This is a genomic window from Aliihoeflea sp. 2WW, from assembly GCF_000497755.1.
In the GTDB taxonomy this organism is placed as follows: Bacteria; Pseudomonadota; Alphaproteobacteria; order Rhizobiales; family Rhizobiaceae; genus Aliihoeflea.
Genome location: NZ_AYOD01000005.1, coordinates 160,172 through 173,966, shown reverse-complemented (window position 1 = coordinate 173,966; position 13,795 = coordinate 160,172). Strand labels below are relative to the sequence as shown.

Annotated in this window: 15 protein-coding genes; 11 read left to right on the top strand and 4 right to left on the bottom strand. The window is 63.9% G+C overall.

From position 1 onward, the window contains the following. Positions 1 to 126: 126 nt before the first annotated feature. Positions 127 to 1,128 carry a sulfate ABC transporter substrate-binding protein gene (locus ALII_RS0104550; protein WP_024586143.1) on the bottom strand — a complete coding sequence of 334 codons (1,002 nt, stop codon included), beginning with the start codon at positions 1,126 to 1,128 and terminating at the stop codon, positions 127 to 129. A 230-nt stretch (positions 1,129 to 1,358) separates the two neighbouring features. On the opposite strand from ALII_RS0104550, the gene ALII_RS0104545 reads away from it, so the two are divergent. Next, positions 1,359 to 1,835: a pyridoxamine 5'-phosphate oxidase family protein gene (locus tag ALII_RS0104545; RefSeq protein WP_024586142.1), complete on the top strand. Its 477-nt coding sequence runs from the start codon at positions 1,359 to 1,361 to the stop codon at positions 1,833 to 1,835. Between the two features lie 155 nt (positions 1,836 to 1,990). Further along, on the top strand, positions 1,991 to 3,478 hold the full coding sequence (locus ALII_RS0104540; RefSeq protein WP_152529539.1) for an ATP-binding protein: 1,488 nt from the start codon (positions 1,991 to 1,993) through the stop codon (positions 3,476 to 3,478). A 6-nt stretch (positions 3,479 to 3,484) separates the two neighbouring features. Here the strand turns inward: ALII_RS0104540 and ALII_RS0104535 are convergent, their stop codons facing one another. Both ALII_RS0104535 and ALII_RS0104530 read right to left on the bottom strand, forming a co-directional pair. Further along, entirely contained in the window at positions 3,485 to 4,231 is a 747-nt protein-coding gene (locus tag ALII_RS0104535) for an arginyltransferase (RefSeq protein ID WP_024586140.1), read from the bottom strand. 88 nt (positions 4,232 to 4,319) lie between these two features. Then, positions 4,320 to 4,805, bottom strand: a complete 486-nt coding sequence (locus ALII_RS0104530) for an RDD family protein (protein ID WP_024586139.1) — start codon at positions 4,803 to 4,805, stop codon at positions 4,320 to 4,322. Positions 4,806 to 4,947: 142 nt separating this feature from the next. Between ALII_RS0104530 and ALII_RS0104525 the strand changes: the two genes are divergently transcribed. Further along, positions 4,948 to 6,045, top strand: coding sequence for a diguanylate cyclase (locus ALII_RS0104525; RefSeq protein ID WP_024586138.1), 1,098 nt, complete (start codon positions 4,948 to 4,950; stop codon positions 6,043 to 6,045). Here the strand turns inward: ALII_RS0104525 and hemB are convergent, their stop codons facing one another. Beyond that, a complete protein-coding gene (hemB, locus tag ALII_RS0104520; protein ID WP_024586137.1) occupies positions 6,046 to 7,077 on the bottom strand; it encodes a porphobilinogen synthase in 1,032 nt (343 codons plus the stop codon). A gap of 96 nt (positions 7,078 to 7,173) precedes the next feature. On the opposite strand from hemB, the gene ALII_RS0104515 reads away from it, so the two are divergent. The 8 genes from ALII_RS0104515 (at position 7,174) to ALII_RS0104480 (ending at position 13,768) form a co-directional block, all read left to right on the top strand. Then, on the top strand, positions 7,174 to 7,593 hold the full coding sequence (locus ALII_RS0104515; protein WP_024586136.1) for a DUF6163 family protein: 420 nt from the start codon (positions 7,174 to 7,176) through the stop codon (positions 7,591 to 7,593). Between the two features lie 159 nt (positions 7,594 to 7,752). Beyond that, positions 7,753 to 8,268, top strand: a complete 516-nt coding sequence (locus tag ALII_RS0104510) for a MarR family winged helix-turn-helix transcriptional regulator (protein ID WP_024586135.1) — start codon at positions 7,753 to 7,755, stop codon at positions 8,266 to 8,268. A 304-nt stretch (positions 8,269 to 8,572) separates the two neighbouring features. Continuing rightward, positions 8,573 to 9,820, top strand: a complete 1,248-nt coding sequence (locus ALII_RS0104505; protein ID WP_024586134.1) for a L,D-transpeptidase family protein — start codon at positions 8,573 to 8,575, stop codon at positions 9,818 to 9,820. Positions 9,821 to 10,009: 189 nt separating this feature from the next. Then, positions 10,010 to 11,323, top strand: a complete 1,314-nt coding sequence (gene glyA, locus ALII_RS0104500) for a serine hydroxymethyltransferase (RefSeq protein WP_024586133.1) — start codon at positions 10,010 to 10,012, stop codon at positions 11,321 to 11,323. A gap of 36 nt (positions 11,324 to 11,359) precedes the next feature. Beyond that, positions 11,360 to 11,830, top strand: coding sequence for a transcriptional regulator NrdR (gene nrdR, locus ALII_RS0104495; RefSeq protein ID WP_024586132.1), 471 nt, complete (start codon positions 11,360 to 11,362; stop codon positions 11,828 to 11,830). Continuing rightward, a complete protein-coding gene (gene ribD, locus ALII_RS0104490) occupies positions 11,827 to 12,933 on the top strand; it encodes a bifunctional diaminohydroxyphosphoribosylaminopyrimidine deaminase/5-amino-6-(5-phosphoribosylamino)uracil reductase RibD (RefSeq protein ID WP_024586131.1) in 1,107 nt (368 codons plus the stop codon). Before nrdR ends, ribD begins: the two co-directional genes overlap by 4 nt. Then, on the top strand, positions 12,933 to 13,538 hold the full coding sequence (locus tag ALII_RS0104485) for a riboflavin synthase (RefSeq protein ID WP_024586130.1): 606 nt from the start codon (positions 12,933 to 12,935) through the stop codon (positions 13,536 to 13,538). Before ribD ends, ALII_RS0104485 begins: the two co-directional genes overlap by 1 nt. Further along, entirely contained in the window at positions 13,535 to 13,768 is a 234-nt protein-coding gene (locus ALII_RS0104480) for a hypothetical protein (protein WP_024586129.1), read from the top strand. The genes ALII_RS0104485 and ALII_RS0104480 overlap by 4 nt, the downstream gene beginning before the upstream one ends. Positions 13,769 to 13,795: the final 27 nt, after the last annotated feature.

The window sequence follows — 13,795 nt, the reverse complement described above, 5'->3', positions numbered from 1 at the left end:
ATCTCCCCCCTTGAGGGGGAGATGGCCGGCAGGCCAGAGGGGGGTGTTAGCGAAGAACATCATGCGATCCGAAAGCCAAACCGGCGGGTTTTCACCCGCCGGTCAATACAGCAAGCCGAGGTTGCGTCAACGCTGGCCGTAAAGCTGGTCGAGGATCGCGCCGGAGGCGAAGTGCTCTTCCTGGACCTTGTCCCAACCGCCGAACACGTCCTCGACGGTCACGAGGCGAACTTCGGGGAAGTTTTCGGCGAACTCGGGCGCGACCGTCTCGTTCTCGACGCGGTGGCCGTTTTCGGCGGCGATGCGCTGGCCTTCCTCGGTGTAGAGGAAGTCGAGATAGGCCTTGGCGAGTTCACCCGAACCACGACGCTCGGCGACGCGGTCGACGATGGCAACGGGGAATTCGGCCAAAAGGCTGACCGAAGGCGTGATGAGATCATACTGATCCTCGCCGAACTCACGCGCGATGGCCTTCGTCTCCGCCTCGAAGGTGATCAGCACGTCGCCGATCTGGCGCTCGACGAAGGTCGTCGTCGCGGCGCGTCCGCCCGTGTCGAAGACCGGAACGTTGTCGAAGATCGTCTTTACGAATTCCTGTGCCTTGGTCTCGTCGCCATCGAAGGCTTCGAGTGCGTAGGCATAGGCCGCAAGATAGGTGTAGCGCGCATTGCCCGAGGTCTTCGGGTTCGGGAAGATGACCTGGACGTCTTCGCGAACGAGGTCGTCCCAGTCCTCGATGCCCTTGGGATTGCCTTCACGCACGAGGAAGGACGGCAGCGAATAGAAGGGCGACGACTGGTTGGGGAACTCGCTCTGCCAGTCTTCGGAAACGAAGCCGTTCTGGACGAGGAAGTCGATGTCGGTGACCTGGTTGAAGGTGACGACGTCGGCCTCGAGCCCCTCGACGATGGCACGCGCCTGACGGGACGTTCCGGCATGCGACTGGTCGACGGTGACGTCCTGTCCGGTCGCTTCCTTGTGGGCGGGGATGAACGCCGCGTTGACCGCAGCAAACAATTCGCGGGCGATGTCGTAGGAGGCATTGAGGAGCGAGGTCGGCTGCTGCGCATGGGCAGGCGCACCGAAGAGGAGGGCGGCGGCGACGCCGGCGAGCAAGATGCGCTTCATTGAAATTTTCCTCGTCAAAATGGCGGATGATTGGAACCGGAATCTAACCGCGCGACTGTGCGGCATGAAGGTCCGCGACTGCCGCCATCGCAGAGAGAATGGGATGAGTTTTCATATACAGGCGATTTTCAGGAAAATGAATCCAATTTGAGATGGAATGCTCTCGGCTCGTTGGAACAACTCGCGTCCTCGCGAGGTTGGACGCTTCCATTCAACCCGAGAGGATTACAATGAGCGACGACAAGATCGACCATGTCTGGAAGCTGATGAAGAAGATCGGCTTTTGCATGCTTGCCACGAAGGATGGGCAGGACATCCGGGCCCGCCCCATGGCCGCGCATCTGGAGCGCGAGGAGCATGCGATCTACTTCCTGACCGATGCCGAAAGCCATAAGGACGACGAGATCCAGCGCGACCCGCATGTCGGCCTGTTCTTCGCCGATGCCGGCGACCAGAAATATGTCTCGGTCACCGGACGAGCGGCCGTCTCCAACGACCGCGCGAAGATCAAGGAGCTGTGGTCGACGCCGGCGAAGGCCTGGTGGGACGATCCCGAGGACCCCTCGATCCGCGTTCTGAAGGTCACGCCGAACGATGCGCAATACTGGGACAGCCCCGGCACGGTCGTCAGCTACATCAAGATGCTCACCGCCGCCGTATCGGACAGCCGACCGGACATGGGCGACAATGAGAAGGTGAAGCTCTAGGCTTGCCCGGAGCGATTCTGGAAGGGCCCGCCTCGGCGGGCCTTTTTGTTGGCGCAGCGAGTTGTGGATTGCGCGGCAAGCACCCCCGCATCTACGCGCGTGGGTGATAGAAGGGCTGCTCTGATCGGAGATTTGCATTGAAAGTCGGCATCGATATGGGCAAGGGCGCGCACGGCGCGCCGGCCATGATGGATTTGGAGGAGCTGCTCGCCACGCGCCTGCTCGTGCAGGGCAATTCCGGTTCCGGCAAGTCGCATCTTCTGCGCCGGCTGCTCGAACAGAGCGCGCCGTGGGTGCAGCAGTGCATCATCGACCCGGAGGGCGACTTCGTCACGCTGGCCGACAAGTTCGGCCATGTCGTGGTGGACGCCGCGCGCACCGAGGCCGAGCTCGTTCGCATCGCCGGCCGCATCCGCCAGCACCGGGTTTCGGTGGTGGTCAACCTCGAAGGGCTGGATGCGGACCAGCAGATGAAGGCCGCCGCAGCCTTCCTGAACGGCATGTTCGATGCCGAGCGCGAGCACTGGTATCCGGTTCTGGTGGTGGTCGACGAGGCGCAGCTCTTTGCGCCGGCGGCGGCGGGCGAGGTGTCGGACGAGGCGCGTCGCGTTTCGCTCGGCGCGATGACGAACCTGATGTGCCGCGGCCGCAAGCGGGGGCTTGCCGGCGTCATCGCCACGCAGCGCCTTGCCAAGCTTGCCAAGAACGTGGCGGCCGAGGCGTCGAACTTCCTGATGGGCCGCACCTTCCTCGACATCGACATGGCGCGCGCCGCAGACCTTCTCGGCATGGACCGTCGGCAGGCCGAGCAGTTCCGCGACCTGCAGCGCGGCTCCTTCGTCGCGCTCGGCCCCGCCGTCTCGCGCCGGCCGATGCCGGTGACGATCGGTACGGTGGAGACCTCCGCGCGATCCGTCAGCCCGAAGCTGATGCCGCTGCCCGAAACGAGCGACGAGGCGCGCGACCTGATCTTTCAGCGAGGACCCGAGGAAGTGCGCGCGCCGGTGCGCCGGCCCCCGCCGCCGCCCACGCCGACGGCCGACATCCTCGAGCAGTTGTCGCGCCCGCGCGAGATGGCCGAAGAGCCGGTGCAGGCCCTGTTTCCGGAGATCGACAAGGTCGAGCGCGAGCGCCTGCTGGACCTCGTCATGCGCGAGATCGCCGATGATCCGGAACTGCCGTTCCGAACGGTTGCCGTGCTTTACCAGGATTTCCTCGTGCGTTGCCGTATCCGCCGCGTGCCGGGCAGTGCGGTCGATCTGCCGGAGTTCAAGCGCCGGCTGGCGATCGCCCGGACGGGCGTGTGCGAGGAAACGGCGGCGACGGACGCATGGAAAGTCGCGCTCGACCTGTCGAAGGATCTGGCGGAGGACATCCAGCCGATCTTCCTGATCATCGCGCTGGCGGCGGTCGAGGGACGACCGTGCCCGAGCAACGCGGCCCTGGCACGTGCCTATGGCAGCCATTCCGCGAACCGCGCACGACGGCTTTTGACCTATTTCGAAGAGCGCGATCTGATCGTCGTGCGCACCGACCTGACGGGCAAGCGCATCGTCGTCTTCCCCGACCTCGGCTGCAAAACGGCACCCGACCAGCCCGACCGGCCGGGCGAGGACATCATTCCCCGCCAGGCGGCCGAGTGACCCGGTCTATTCGACGCGGTCCCAGCCCTGGGGCCCGAGATGTTCCTGCGGCTTGAAGCGCACCTTGTAGCCCATCTTGCGCGAGCCATTGACCCAGTAGCCCAGATAGACGTGCGGCAGTCCGAGCGCCCTCGCGCGCTGGATGTGGTCGAGGATCATGAAGGTGCCGAGCGAACGGTCCTCCATGTCCGGGTGGAAGAACGAGTAGACCATCGAAAGGCCGTCGCCCATCCGGTCCGAGAGGGCGACCGCGATGAGCTCTCCCTGGCCCTTGCCGGTGATGAAGCTGTCGGGTCCGCGTCTGCGATACTCGATCACCCGCGTGTCGACATGGGTGTCCTCGACCATCATCGCATAGTCGAGCACGGTCATGTCGGACATGCCGCCGCGCTTGTGGCGGGCGTCGAGATAGGTGCGGAAGAGGGAATACTGTTCGCTCGACGGTTCGGCCTTGTGTTCGGCCCCGATGAGGTCCGCGTTGCGCGCCGAGACGCGCTTCATGTTCTTCGTCGGCTGGAACTCGTTGGCGAGAATGCGCACGGAAACGCAGGCACGGCAGGTCTCGCAGGCAGGCCGGTAGGCGATGTTCTGCGAACGGCGAAAGCCGCCCTGCGTCAGAAGGTCGTTCATCTCCGGCGCTTTGTCGCCCACCAGATGCGTGAACACCTTCCGCTCGAACTCGCCCTCGATGTAAGGGCAGGGCGATGGCGCCGTCAGGAAGAATTGCGGTGACTGCGTAGGCTGGTGCGTCATTGACCGTCGAGTCGGAATGGATTGCCGCGATCGGGATATGAAATCCCCAGTCGCGTCGGTTGGCAAGCCGCGCGACATCAAGTTCCGCTTAACGGTCGGTGCGCGTGACCACGGTGCCGAGTAGCAGGTCGTGAACGGCCCGCTTGCGGTCGAGGAACAGCGTGGCCAGCAGGATGAACGGCGTCAGGATGACGTTGCCCGCCCAGAACAGCACCGAATGAAGCACCGCAAGCGGTCCGTCGATGCGTCCGCCATCCAGCCGTTCGAGGCGGATGTTCATCATGTTCATGCCGACGGTCGCCTGCGAGGCTCCGCCGAGCGTCCACCAGATATAGCCGAGTGCGACGACGGGGAACAGGATGCCGTAGAGCATCCAGCCGAGGCCGAGCGTCAGCACCCCGAGCAGGCCGATGACGATGGCGGGAACGATCATCAGGAGACCGACGATCAGATAGTCGATGCAGAAAGCCAGGATGCGCCGCGTGCGCACGCCGTCATAGACGCGTGCATCGTCGAGGCGATCGTTGAGAATTTCGCCGTCATGGATGCGGTCGGTCGATGAAGTCGTGTTCATGGGATCGTTCCTTTGCTGCCGTGATCAAGATGGGATCGCGCAACCGTGATCGCAAGCCGGGCGATTCATTCAAATTTTATCGATCTGATCGAAACAACTGAAAGCCGCCCTCGCTATGCGTGGTTGCAGGAGAATGTGCCCAGTGTCTTACGCCCCGAGCGAAATCTTTCTCAGCCTCCTCCACAATGCCGGCCTGATGGCACTGGTGGTGATGGCCTATTCGACGCTGGTGCGTCACGCTCCGAAGCTTGGCGGACGCAGCGTGATGATCGGTCTCCTGTTCGGACTTGCCGGTGTCCTGTCGATGGCCGACCCGATCCGCACGCCGGAAGGGGTCCAGCTCGATTCGCGCACGGTGATGGCCGCCTTGGCGGCGCCTTTCGGCGGGCTGGTCGCGGCCGTCATTGCAGCCTGCATCATGGGGATATTCCGGATGATCCAGGGCGGCGCAGGTGCCGTGACGGGCTTGGCCGCGATCGCGATGGCATCCACCATCGGCTATGTGTTCCATCGCATCTGGAAGGGGCGCACGCCGAATGCCGAGCAGTTGCTGGTCTTGTCGCTCGCGATCTGCTCGGTCCTTGCCTGCCTTGCATTGCTGCCCCGGCAGACCGCCGTCTCGGTGGTGCAGACGGCGGCGATCCCCCTCGTCACCAATGCCGTCCTCGGCATCCTCCTTCTCGGCGCGTTCCTGGCACGCGAGGACCGGCACTTCCGGCGCGAGGAGGAGCTGCAGACCGAAGCCAGCACCGACGCGCTGACCGCGCTTGCCAACCGACGCACCTTCGACCGTCTGGCCTACCGGATCAGCGAAAGCGCACGCGCCAAGGGATCGCCTTTCGCGATGCTGCTCGTCGATGTCGATCGGTTCAAATCGATCAATGATCGTTTCGGACATCTCGCAGGCGACCGGGTGCTCGCCTCGATCGCGGCCATCGTCAAGGCCGAGACCAGACAGACCGACATCGTTGCGCGCTATGGCGGCGAGGAGATCGCGGTGCTGATGCCGGCGACGTCGCTGCGTGTGGCCGAACGCGTCGCCGAGCGCATCCGCCAGAGCGTCGCCGGTCAGTCTCTCGCGGTGGAGGGAACCGATCTCGAGGTCACGGTCAGCATCGGCGTCAGCGGGGCGGACAAGGCCGGCGTGGTCTTCCCGACCGTCTTCAAGGCGGCGGACGATGCGCTCTACGACGCCAAGAACAATGGCCGCAACCGCGTCGAACTGCGCCGCGCGGCCTGATCAGCCCTTGAGGATCTGCGCCACGCGCGGCGCGAAATAGGTCAGGATGCCGTCGCAGCCCGCGCGCTTGAACGAGAGCAGGCTCTCCATCATCGCACGCTCGCCGTCGATCCAGCCATTGGCCGCGGCCGCCTCGATCATCGAATATTCGCCCGAGACCTGATAGGCGAAGGTCGGCAGCGCGAACTCGTCCTTCAACTGGCGGATGATGTCGAGATAGGGCATGCCCGGCTTGACCATGATCATGTCCGCGCCCTCGATCACGTCCTGCTCGGTCTCGCGGATCGCCTCGGCGGCGTTCGCCGGGTCGAGATAGTAGGTCTTCTTGTCGCCCTTCAGAAGCCCGCTCGTGCCGATCGCCTCGCGATAAGGGCCGTAGAAGGCCGACGAGAATTTGGTCGCATAGGACATAATCGCGACGTCCTGGTAGCCGGCCGCATCGAGCGCATCGCGCACCGCGCCGATCCGCCCGTCCATCATGTCCGACGGCGCGACGATGTCGGCGCCTGCCGCTGCCTGCAGCACGGATGCGGCGGCGACTTGCGCCACTGTCTCGTCATTGACGATGATGCCGTCGCGCAGGATGCCGTCATGGCCGTGACTGGTGAAGGGATCGAGCGCGGCGTCCGTGATGATGCCGATCTCGGGCACCGCCTGTTTGATCGCGCGCGTCACGCGGTTGATCAGATTGTCCGGGTCGAGAATGTGCGAGCCGGTCTGGTCGCGAAGCGCGATGTCGACATTGGGGAAAATCGCGAGCGCCGGTATGCCGAGCTGCGCGGCACGCTTGGCCTCCTCGACGGCGACGTCGACCGAATAGCGTTCGATGCCGGGCATCGAGGGGAGGGGATCGCGGCGCTTTTCGCCATCGACCACGAAGATCGGCCAGATCAGGTCGTCGACCGTCAGGCGCGTTTCCTGCACCATGCGCCGCGACCAGTCCGCCTTGCGCATCCGCCGCAGCCGCCGACCGCCGGTGATTTCGTCGACCGTGCGCAAGGTGGTGGCAACAGGGCGGGTGATCTTGTTCATGATGGCGTCTCCTGATAGCGCGGGATGTATCATGGGCCGAATGCGGGTCCAACCCGTCTCGCCAAGCCGGTTCCAACATCTGAAGGTCGCCGTTCCGTGATCCAGTCCATTCATTCGGCCCTGCCGCGCCTGTCGGCCTCCGAAACGATGTTCGAGACGTTCCTGCGCGCGGTCGCGGCGCTTTGCGCCGGGCTCGGCCTTCTCTACTGGATCAGGCTTCTCGGCTTCTATGACGGGCTGACCTGGCGTTTCGACCTGATGCCGGTCCACTGGCAGGTCGCGGCCGTCTGTCTGGCGGTGCTCTATCCCTTCGCCGCCAGCGGGCTCTGGATGCTGGCGTCGTGGGGGCCGGTGATCTGGTTCGTGTGCGCGGTGTCCGAGACGGTCATGTATGCCGGCTTTCCCGAACTCTACGGCCGCCGCGATCTCGTGCTCATCGTCCATGCGCTGACGGTGGTGGTCTATGCCGGCTTCCGGCTCCACCGCTGGGCCAGGCGCCGTAGAGAGGAAAAATGAACCTTTCGGTCTAACCGCAGCTTAACCCTGAAATCCGGGAGTTCCCGGTAAGCTCATGTTAAGCCTGCGGTTTAAGTCGAATTTTAGATGCATTGGTTAGGGTCGTGCCCAAGGTGAGATCAAAAACAAAGTCACCGGCGTTTAACGAGAGGCACGACCATGATCAATTCGCGTACGACGTCGAAGAACGTCCAGATGAACGAAGACCGCGGCGATTCCATTCGCTCGCTCTACCTTGAATCTCTTCAGCTCGTCGAGCGGCTGCACCGCCGTCTTCTTGATGTCATCAAGGACGAGTTCGACCGCAACGGCCGCAGCGACATCAATGCTATCCAGGCGCTCCTGCTCTTCAACATCGGTTCTTCGGAACTGACTGCCGGCGAATTGCGCTCGCGCGGCTACTATCTGGGCTCGAACGTCTCCTACAATCTGAAGAAGCTCGTCGATCTCGACTTCATCAACCACCAGCGCTCGCGCATCGACCGTCGTTCGGTCCGCGTCAGCCTGACGCCGAAGGGCCGCGAGATCGCCGATCTGGTCGGCGCGCTCTATGACCGCCACATCGGCTCGATCGAAAAGGTCGGCGGTATCGGCCAGGACGAGTTCCAGCAGATGAACAAGGCTCTCCAGCGCCTCGACCGCTTCTGGAACGACACCATCGCCTACCGCATGTAAGGCGAGGCGACGCCTCTCGCTCATCGCCGACGCCGGCGCATCGGACTCGCCTTCAAGGGTGGTGTCCGATCCGCGGCCGGGCGACGACGGCGCCAGCGCAGGTGTCGTCGAACTGCAACACCTCCGTCGAAGCTTCCCGACGGTCACGAAGCCGCCATATTGGAATGTGACCGGACGTCATCCGGTATTTCGACCGAATCCACGGGTCGGGGATGGTGGCGTTTCGTTAAGGTTAACCCACTAGTCTCGACCCTTCGCACCGCGCGTGCTTGCGCCGTCATATCTTGAAGCGTCGGGACAGAAGATGAAAACCAGCCGCAGAACCTTTCTCACCGGTGCGTCCGCTCTTGCGGCCGCCGCCGTGTCGCAAAGCGCCCATGCGCAGAACGTGATCGATTCGATCCTGAATTCGAACCGCCGTGGCTGGGGCGACCAGTTCGACGCCCAAGTCTCCGATGGCGGGCAGGTTGCGACCACGCGTCCGATCTTCAGCCCCGACACGCTGGTCTACCTGCAGGACGCCATCGTCCGCTATCAGGACATCGCCGCCCGCGGCGGCTGGCCGATGGTTCCCGATCAGAAGAAGCTGCAGCTCGGCGTTGTCGATCCGGACGTGGACGTGCTGCGCCAGCGCCTGATGATCTCGGGCGATCTGTCCGAGCGGGCAGGGATGTCGCCGTCTTTCGATTCCTATGTCGATGCGGCCCTGAAGCGCTTCCAGAACCGCCACGGCATTCCGGCCGACGGCGTCACCGGTCCTTATACCTACCGCTCGCTCAACGCGTCGGCGCAGGTGCGCCTTGGCCAGCTCGAGCGAAATCTCGGCCGCCTCGGCGAGAAGGTCGGAACGACGGCCAACCGCTACGTAATGGTCAACATCCCGGCTGCCGAGATCGAGGCAGTCGAAAATGGCCGTGTCGTGAGCCGCCACGTCGCGGTGGTCGGCAAGATCGATCGCCAGACGCCCATTCTCGATTCCAACATTCACCAGATCATCGTCAATCCGTACTGGAATGCACCGGAATCGATCGTTCGCCGCGACATCATTCCGCTGATGCGCCAGAACCCGAACTACCTGACCGAAAACGGCATCCGCATTCTCGGCCCCAATGGCGAGGTCGATCCGCTGACCATCAACTGGCAGACGGAAGAGGCTGCGAAGCTGCGTTTCCGGCAGGACCCGGGCCGCATCAACGCCATGGCTTCCGTCAAGATCGACTTCCACAACCCGCATGCCGTCTACATGCACGACACGCCGCAGCAGAGCCTGTTCGCCAATCAGGAGCGGTTCCACTCTTCCGGCTGCGTGCGCGTCCAGAATGTGCGCGATCTCGTCACCTGGATCTTGCGCGAGACGCCGGGCTGGGATCGCAACCGCTTCGAGCAGACGATCATCAACGATGCCGACGTGGCCGTGGCCGTCACCAATCCGGTGCCCGTCCATTTCAGCTATGTGTCGGCCTGGTCGACCAGCGACGGCGTCGTCCAGTTCCGCGACGACATCTATGCGCTCGACGGTTCGTCGGAGTTGCAGATTTCGACCGCGACCTGATCGCGTTCGCTCGTCTCCATGCGAAAGGCCGTCCCTCGGGGCGGCCTTTTCGTTTCGCGCATTTGCCGCATTGATCCAGTCGCGACCGGAACCGTAAATTGCGCAAACCGCACATGGCCGCGCAGGCGATAGTGTGATATTCGCGCCGCTCCACGGATTACCGCCACACGCCAGAAGGGTCGATCTGCCATGGCCACCGCGACTGCCGCTTCCGCCCAGCCGAATGCTTTCTTCACCCAGTCCCTCGCCGACCGCGATCCCGAAATCTTCGGCGCGATCGAAAAGGAACTCGGGCGCCAGCGTCACGAGATCGAGCTGATCGCCTCGGAAAACATCGTCAGCCGCGCCGTTCTGGAGGCGCAGGGCTCGATCATGACGAACAAGTACGCCGAAGGCTATCCGGGCAAGCGCTACTATGGCGGCTGCCAGTTCGTCGACATCGCCGAGGAACTTGCGATCGAGCGCGCCAAGAAGCTGTTCGACTGCAATTTCGCCAACGTGCAGCCCAATTCCGGCTCGCAGATGAACCAGGCCGTGTTTTTGGCGCTTCTTCAGCCGGGCGACACCTTCATGGGCCTCGACCTGAACTCGGGCGGTCACCTGACCCATGGTTCGCCGGTCAACATGTCGGGCAAGTGGTTCAACGTCGTCTCCTATGGCGTGCGCGAAGACGATCATTTGATCGACATGGACGAAGTCGAACGTCTTGCGCGTGAAGCCAAGCCGAAGCTGATCGTCGCCGGCGGCACCGCCTATTCGCGCATCTGGGACTGGAAGCGCTTCCGCGAGATCGCCGACGCCGTCGGTGCCTACCTGATGGTCGACATGGCGCATATCGCCGGCCTCGTCGCCGGCGGCGTGCATCCGTCGCCGCTGCCGTACGCCCATGTCGTGACGACGACGACCCACAAGTCGCTGCGCGGCCCGCGCGGCGGCATGATCCTCTCGAACGACGAGGCGATCGCCAAGAAGATGAACTCGGCTGTCTTCCCCGGTCTCCAGGGTGGCCCGCTGATGCACGTCATCGCGGCCAAGGCCGTCGCCTTCGGCGAGGCGCTGCAGCCCGAGTTCAAGACCTATGCCAGGGACGTCGTCGCGAATGCCAAGGCGCTCGCCGCGAGCCTGAAGGAAACCGGGCTCGACATCGTCTCGGGCGGCACCGACAACCATTCGATGCTGGTCGATCTGCGCCCCAAGAACGCGACCGGCAAGCGCGCGGAAGCCGCACTCGGTCGTGCCAACATCACTTGCAACAAGAACGGCATCCCGTTCGATCCGGAAAAGCCCTTCGTGACCTCCGGCATCCGCCTCGGCACCCCGGCCGGCACCACGCGCGGCTTCGGCGTCGCCGAATTCGGCGAGATCGGCAAGCTGATCGCCGAAGTGATGGACGGGCTGAAGGCCGCGAATTCCGACGAGGGCAATGCCGCCGTCGAAGCCGAGGTCAAGAAAAAGGTCGTCGCGCTGACCGAGCGCTTCCCGATCTATCCATATCTGGGCTAAACGCTGGGGCAGCACACCATTTGTTGAAAGAGACGCATGCGCTGCCCCTACTGCCAGTCTGAAGACACCCAGGTGAAAGATTCCCGGCCTGCCGAAGACGGGCAGGCCATCCGCCGCCGTCGCGTCTGCCCGGTCTGCGGAGGCCGCTTCACTACATTCGAGCGTGTGCAACTGCGCGATCTCGTTGTGGTCAAACGGTCGGGCCGCAAGGTTGCGTTCGACCGCGACAAGCTGATGCGCTCCGTCGAAATCGCGCTGCGCAAGCGCAACGTCGAGCCCGAGCGCATCGAACGCGCCGTCACCGGCATCGTGCGCCAGCTCGAAAGCTCGGGCGAGACGGAAATCCCGTCCGACGAAATCGGCCGGCTCGTCATGGATGCGCTCAAATCCATCGACGACGTCGCCTATGTGCGTTTTGCATCCGTCTACAAGAATTTTCGCGAGGCGCGCGATTTCCACGATCTGCTCGGTGAACTGAAAAGCGACGAGGACGCCGCGCGAGAATGAGCGTCGGCGAGATCGACCGCCGGTACATGGCAGCCGCCATCCGCCTGTCGCGCCGTAATCTCGGGTTGACGTCGACCAACCCATCCGTGGGAACGCTGATCGTGCGTGACGACGGCCAAGGATCGGTGGTCGTCGGGCGGGGCATCACCGCGATCGGCGGGCGGCCTCATGCCGAGGCGGAAGCGCTCGCGGAAGCCGGGGAGCAGGCACGCGGCGCGACGGCCTATGTCACGCTGGAGCCCTGCGCGCATCACGGCCGCACGCCACCCTGCGCCGAGGCGCTTGTCCGCGCCGGCATTGCCCGCGTGGTTGGCGCGGCCGCCGATCCCGATCCGCGCGTGTCGGGGAAGGGGTATTCCATTCTCGAGGCCGGCGGGATCGACGTTGCGCCTCAAATCTTGGCTGATGACGCGGCCGATCTCCTAAACGGTTACCTGACTCGATCTTTGAGCAAACGCCCGGAAGTGACTCTTAAACTTGCGGTTTCCTCCGATGGCATGATCGGGCGCATAGGCGAGGGGCAGGTTGCCATTACGGGGCCAATCGCGCGCCGGCAGGTTCATCGCCTGCGCGCCGAAAGCGACGCCATCCTCGTGGGTATAGGCACGGCTCTGGCCGACGATCCTGAACTCACCTGCCGCCTTCCGGGGCTGGAGAAACGCTCGCCGATCCGCATCGTCCTCGACCGCGACGCGCGACTTTTGCCGACATCGCAACTTGCATCGAGCGCACGCGAGACGCCCGTTCTGTTGGCAACCGCGATCGACGCCGATGCCGGCCGTCGTGCCAGGCTTGAAGAACTCGGCGTCGGCTTCATCGCCTGCGACGAGCACGAAGGCCGCATCGCCCTGCCGGAATTTCTCGAGGACCTGGCAGCGCGCGGCGTCCTGACACTTCTCGTCGAAGGGGGCGCAGAGACCGCGCGCCAGTTTCTCGCCGAAGGCTCGGTCGACCGTTTGGTGCTCTTCGTCGGCCCGACGAAGATCGGCGAAGGCGGCGTCGCATCCCCGATCGACCCGGCCGGGGTTCCCCCGGGCTTCCGTCTCTTCCGCCGCGATGTATTCGGCGGCGATATCTGCTGCGAATATGTGAGGACCGACTGATGTTCACTGGGATCGTCACCGACATCGGCGAGATCAAGACCATCGCGCCGCTCGACAAGGGCATCCGGCTGCGTATCGGCACGGAATACGATCCGGCGACCATCGCCATCGGCGCCTCGATCGCCTGCGCCGGCGTCTGTCTGACCGTCGTCGCGCTGCCTTCGGATGGTGCCCGCTGGTTCGAGGTCGAGGCGTGGGAAGAGGCCCTGCGGCTGACGACGGCCGGCAACTGGCAGGTCGGCTCTCACCTCAATCTCGAACGCGCATTGAAGATCGGCGACGAGCTCGGCGGGCACATCGTCTCCGGCCATGTCGACGGCATGGCGGAGATCGTCGAGCGGATCGACGAAGGCGACGCCGTCCGCTTTCGCCTCCGCGCTCCGCGCACGTTGTCGAAGTTCATCGCGCCGAAGGGCTCGATCGCGCTCGACGGCACGTCGCTCACCGTCAACGGCGTCGACGGCGATCTCTTCGACGTCCTCCTGATCCACCACTCGCTCGGCGTGACGACATGGGGCGCGCGACAGGTTGGCGACCGCGTCAATCTGGAGGTCGACACCATGGCACGCTATGCCGCGCGCTTGATGGAAGCGCGCGACGAATGAGCGTGATCGACAACGAACGCACCAAGCTTCTGGCGAATGCGCTCGATCGCGCGTCGACGGCGTGCTTCACGGTGGGCGTGGCAACGCCGCTGGCGGGGTATCTCTATGGTGTGATAAGCTTCTCGTCACCGATCGGATTTTGGCTCGTCTTCACGGCGGCGGGTTGGATGACTGCGACGGCCTCCCTACATATCTTGGCGAGGCAAGTCTTGAAGGGTTTGAAATCATGAGCTTCAGCGATCCAATGTTCTGGTTCA

Bases quoted from the DNA above. Each gene is read 5' to 3' on its own strand.
- ALII_RS0104545 (WP_024586142.1), top strand. From the start codon at position 1,359: ATGAGCGACGACAAGATCGACCATGTCTGGAAGCTGATGAAGAAGATC.
- hemB (WP_024586137.1), bottom strand. From the start codon at position 7,077: ATGAACAAGATCACCCGCCCTGTTGCCACCACCTTGCGCACGGTCGAC.
- ribD (WP_024586131.1), top strand. From the start codon at position 11,827: ATGAGCGTCGGCGAGATCGACCGCCGGTACATGGCAGCCGCCATCCGC.
- ALII_RS0104505 (WP_024586134.1), top strand. From the start codon at position 8,573: ATGAAAACCAGCCGCAGAACCTTTCTCACCGGTGCGTCCGCTCTTGCG.
- ALII_RS0104530 (WP_024586139.1), bottom strand. From the start codon at position 4,805: ATGAACACGACTTCATCGACCGACCGCATCCATGACGGCGAAATTCTC.
- ALII_RS0104510 (WP_024586135.1), top strand. From the start codon at position 7,753: ATGATCAATTCGCGTACGACGTCGAAGAACGTCCAGATGAACGAAGAC.
- ALII_RS0104540 (WP_152529539.1), top strand. From the start codon at position 1,991: ATGGGCAAGGGCGCGCACGGCGCGCCGGCCATGATGGATTTGGAGGAG.
- glyA (WP_024586133.1), top strand. From the start codon at position 10,010: ATGGCCACCGCGACTGCCGCTTCCGCCCAGCCGAATGCTTTCTTCACC.
- nrdR (WP_024586132.1), top strand. From the start codon at position 11,360: ATGCGCTGCCCCTACTGCCAGTCTGAAGACACCCAGGTGAAAGATTCC.
- ALII_RS0104535 (WP_024586140.1), bottom strand. From the start codon at position 4,231: ATGACGCACCAGCCTACGCAGTCACCGCAATTCTTCCTGACGGCGCCA.
- ALII_RS0104550 (WP_024586143.1), bottom strand. From the start codon at position 1,128: ATGAAGCGCATCTTGCTCGCCGGCGTCGCCGCCGCCCTCCTCTTCGGT.
- ALII_RS0104480 (WP_024586129.1), top strand. From the start codon at position 13,535: ATGAGCGTGATCGACAACGAACGCACCAAGCTTCTGGCGAATGCGCTC.
- ALII_RS0104485 (WP_024586130.1), top strand. From the start codon at position 12,933: ATGTTCACTGGGATCGTCACCGACATCGGCGAGATCAAGACCATCGCG.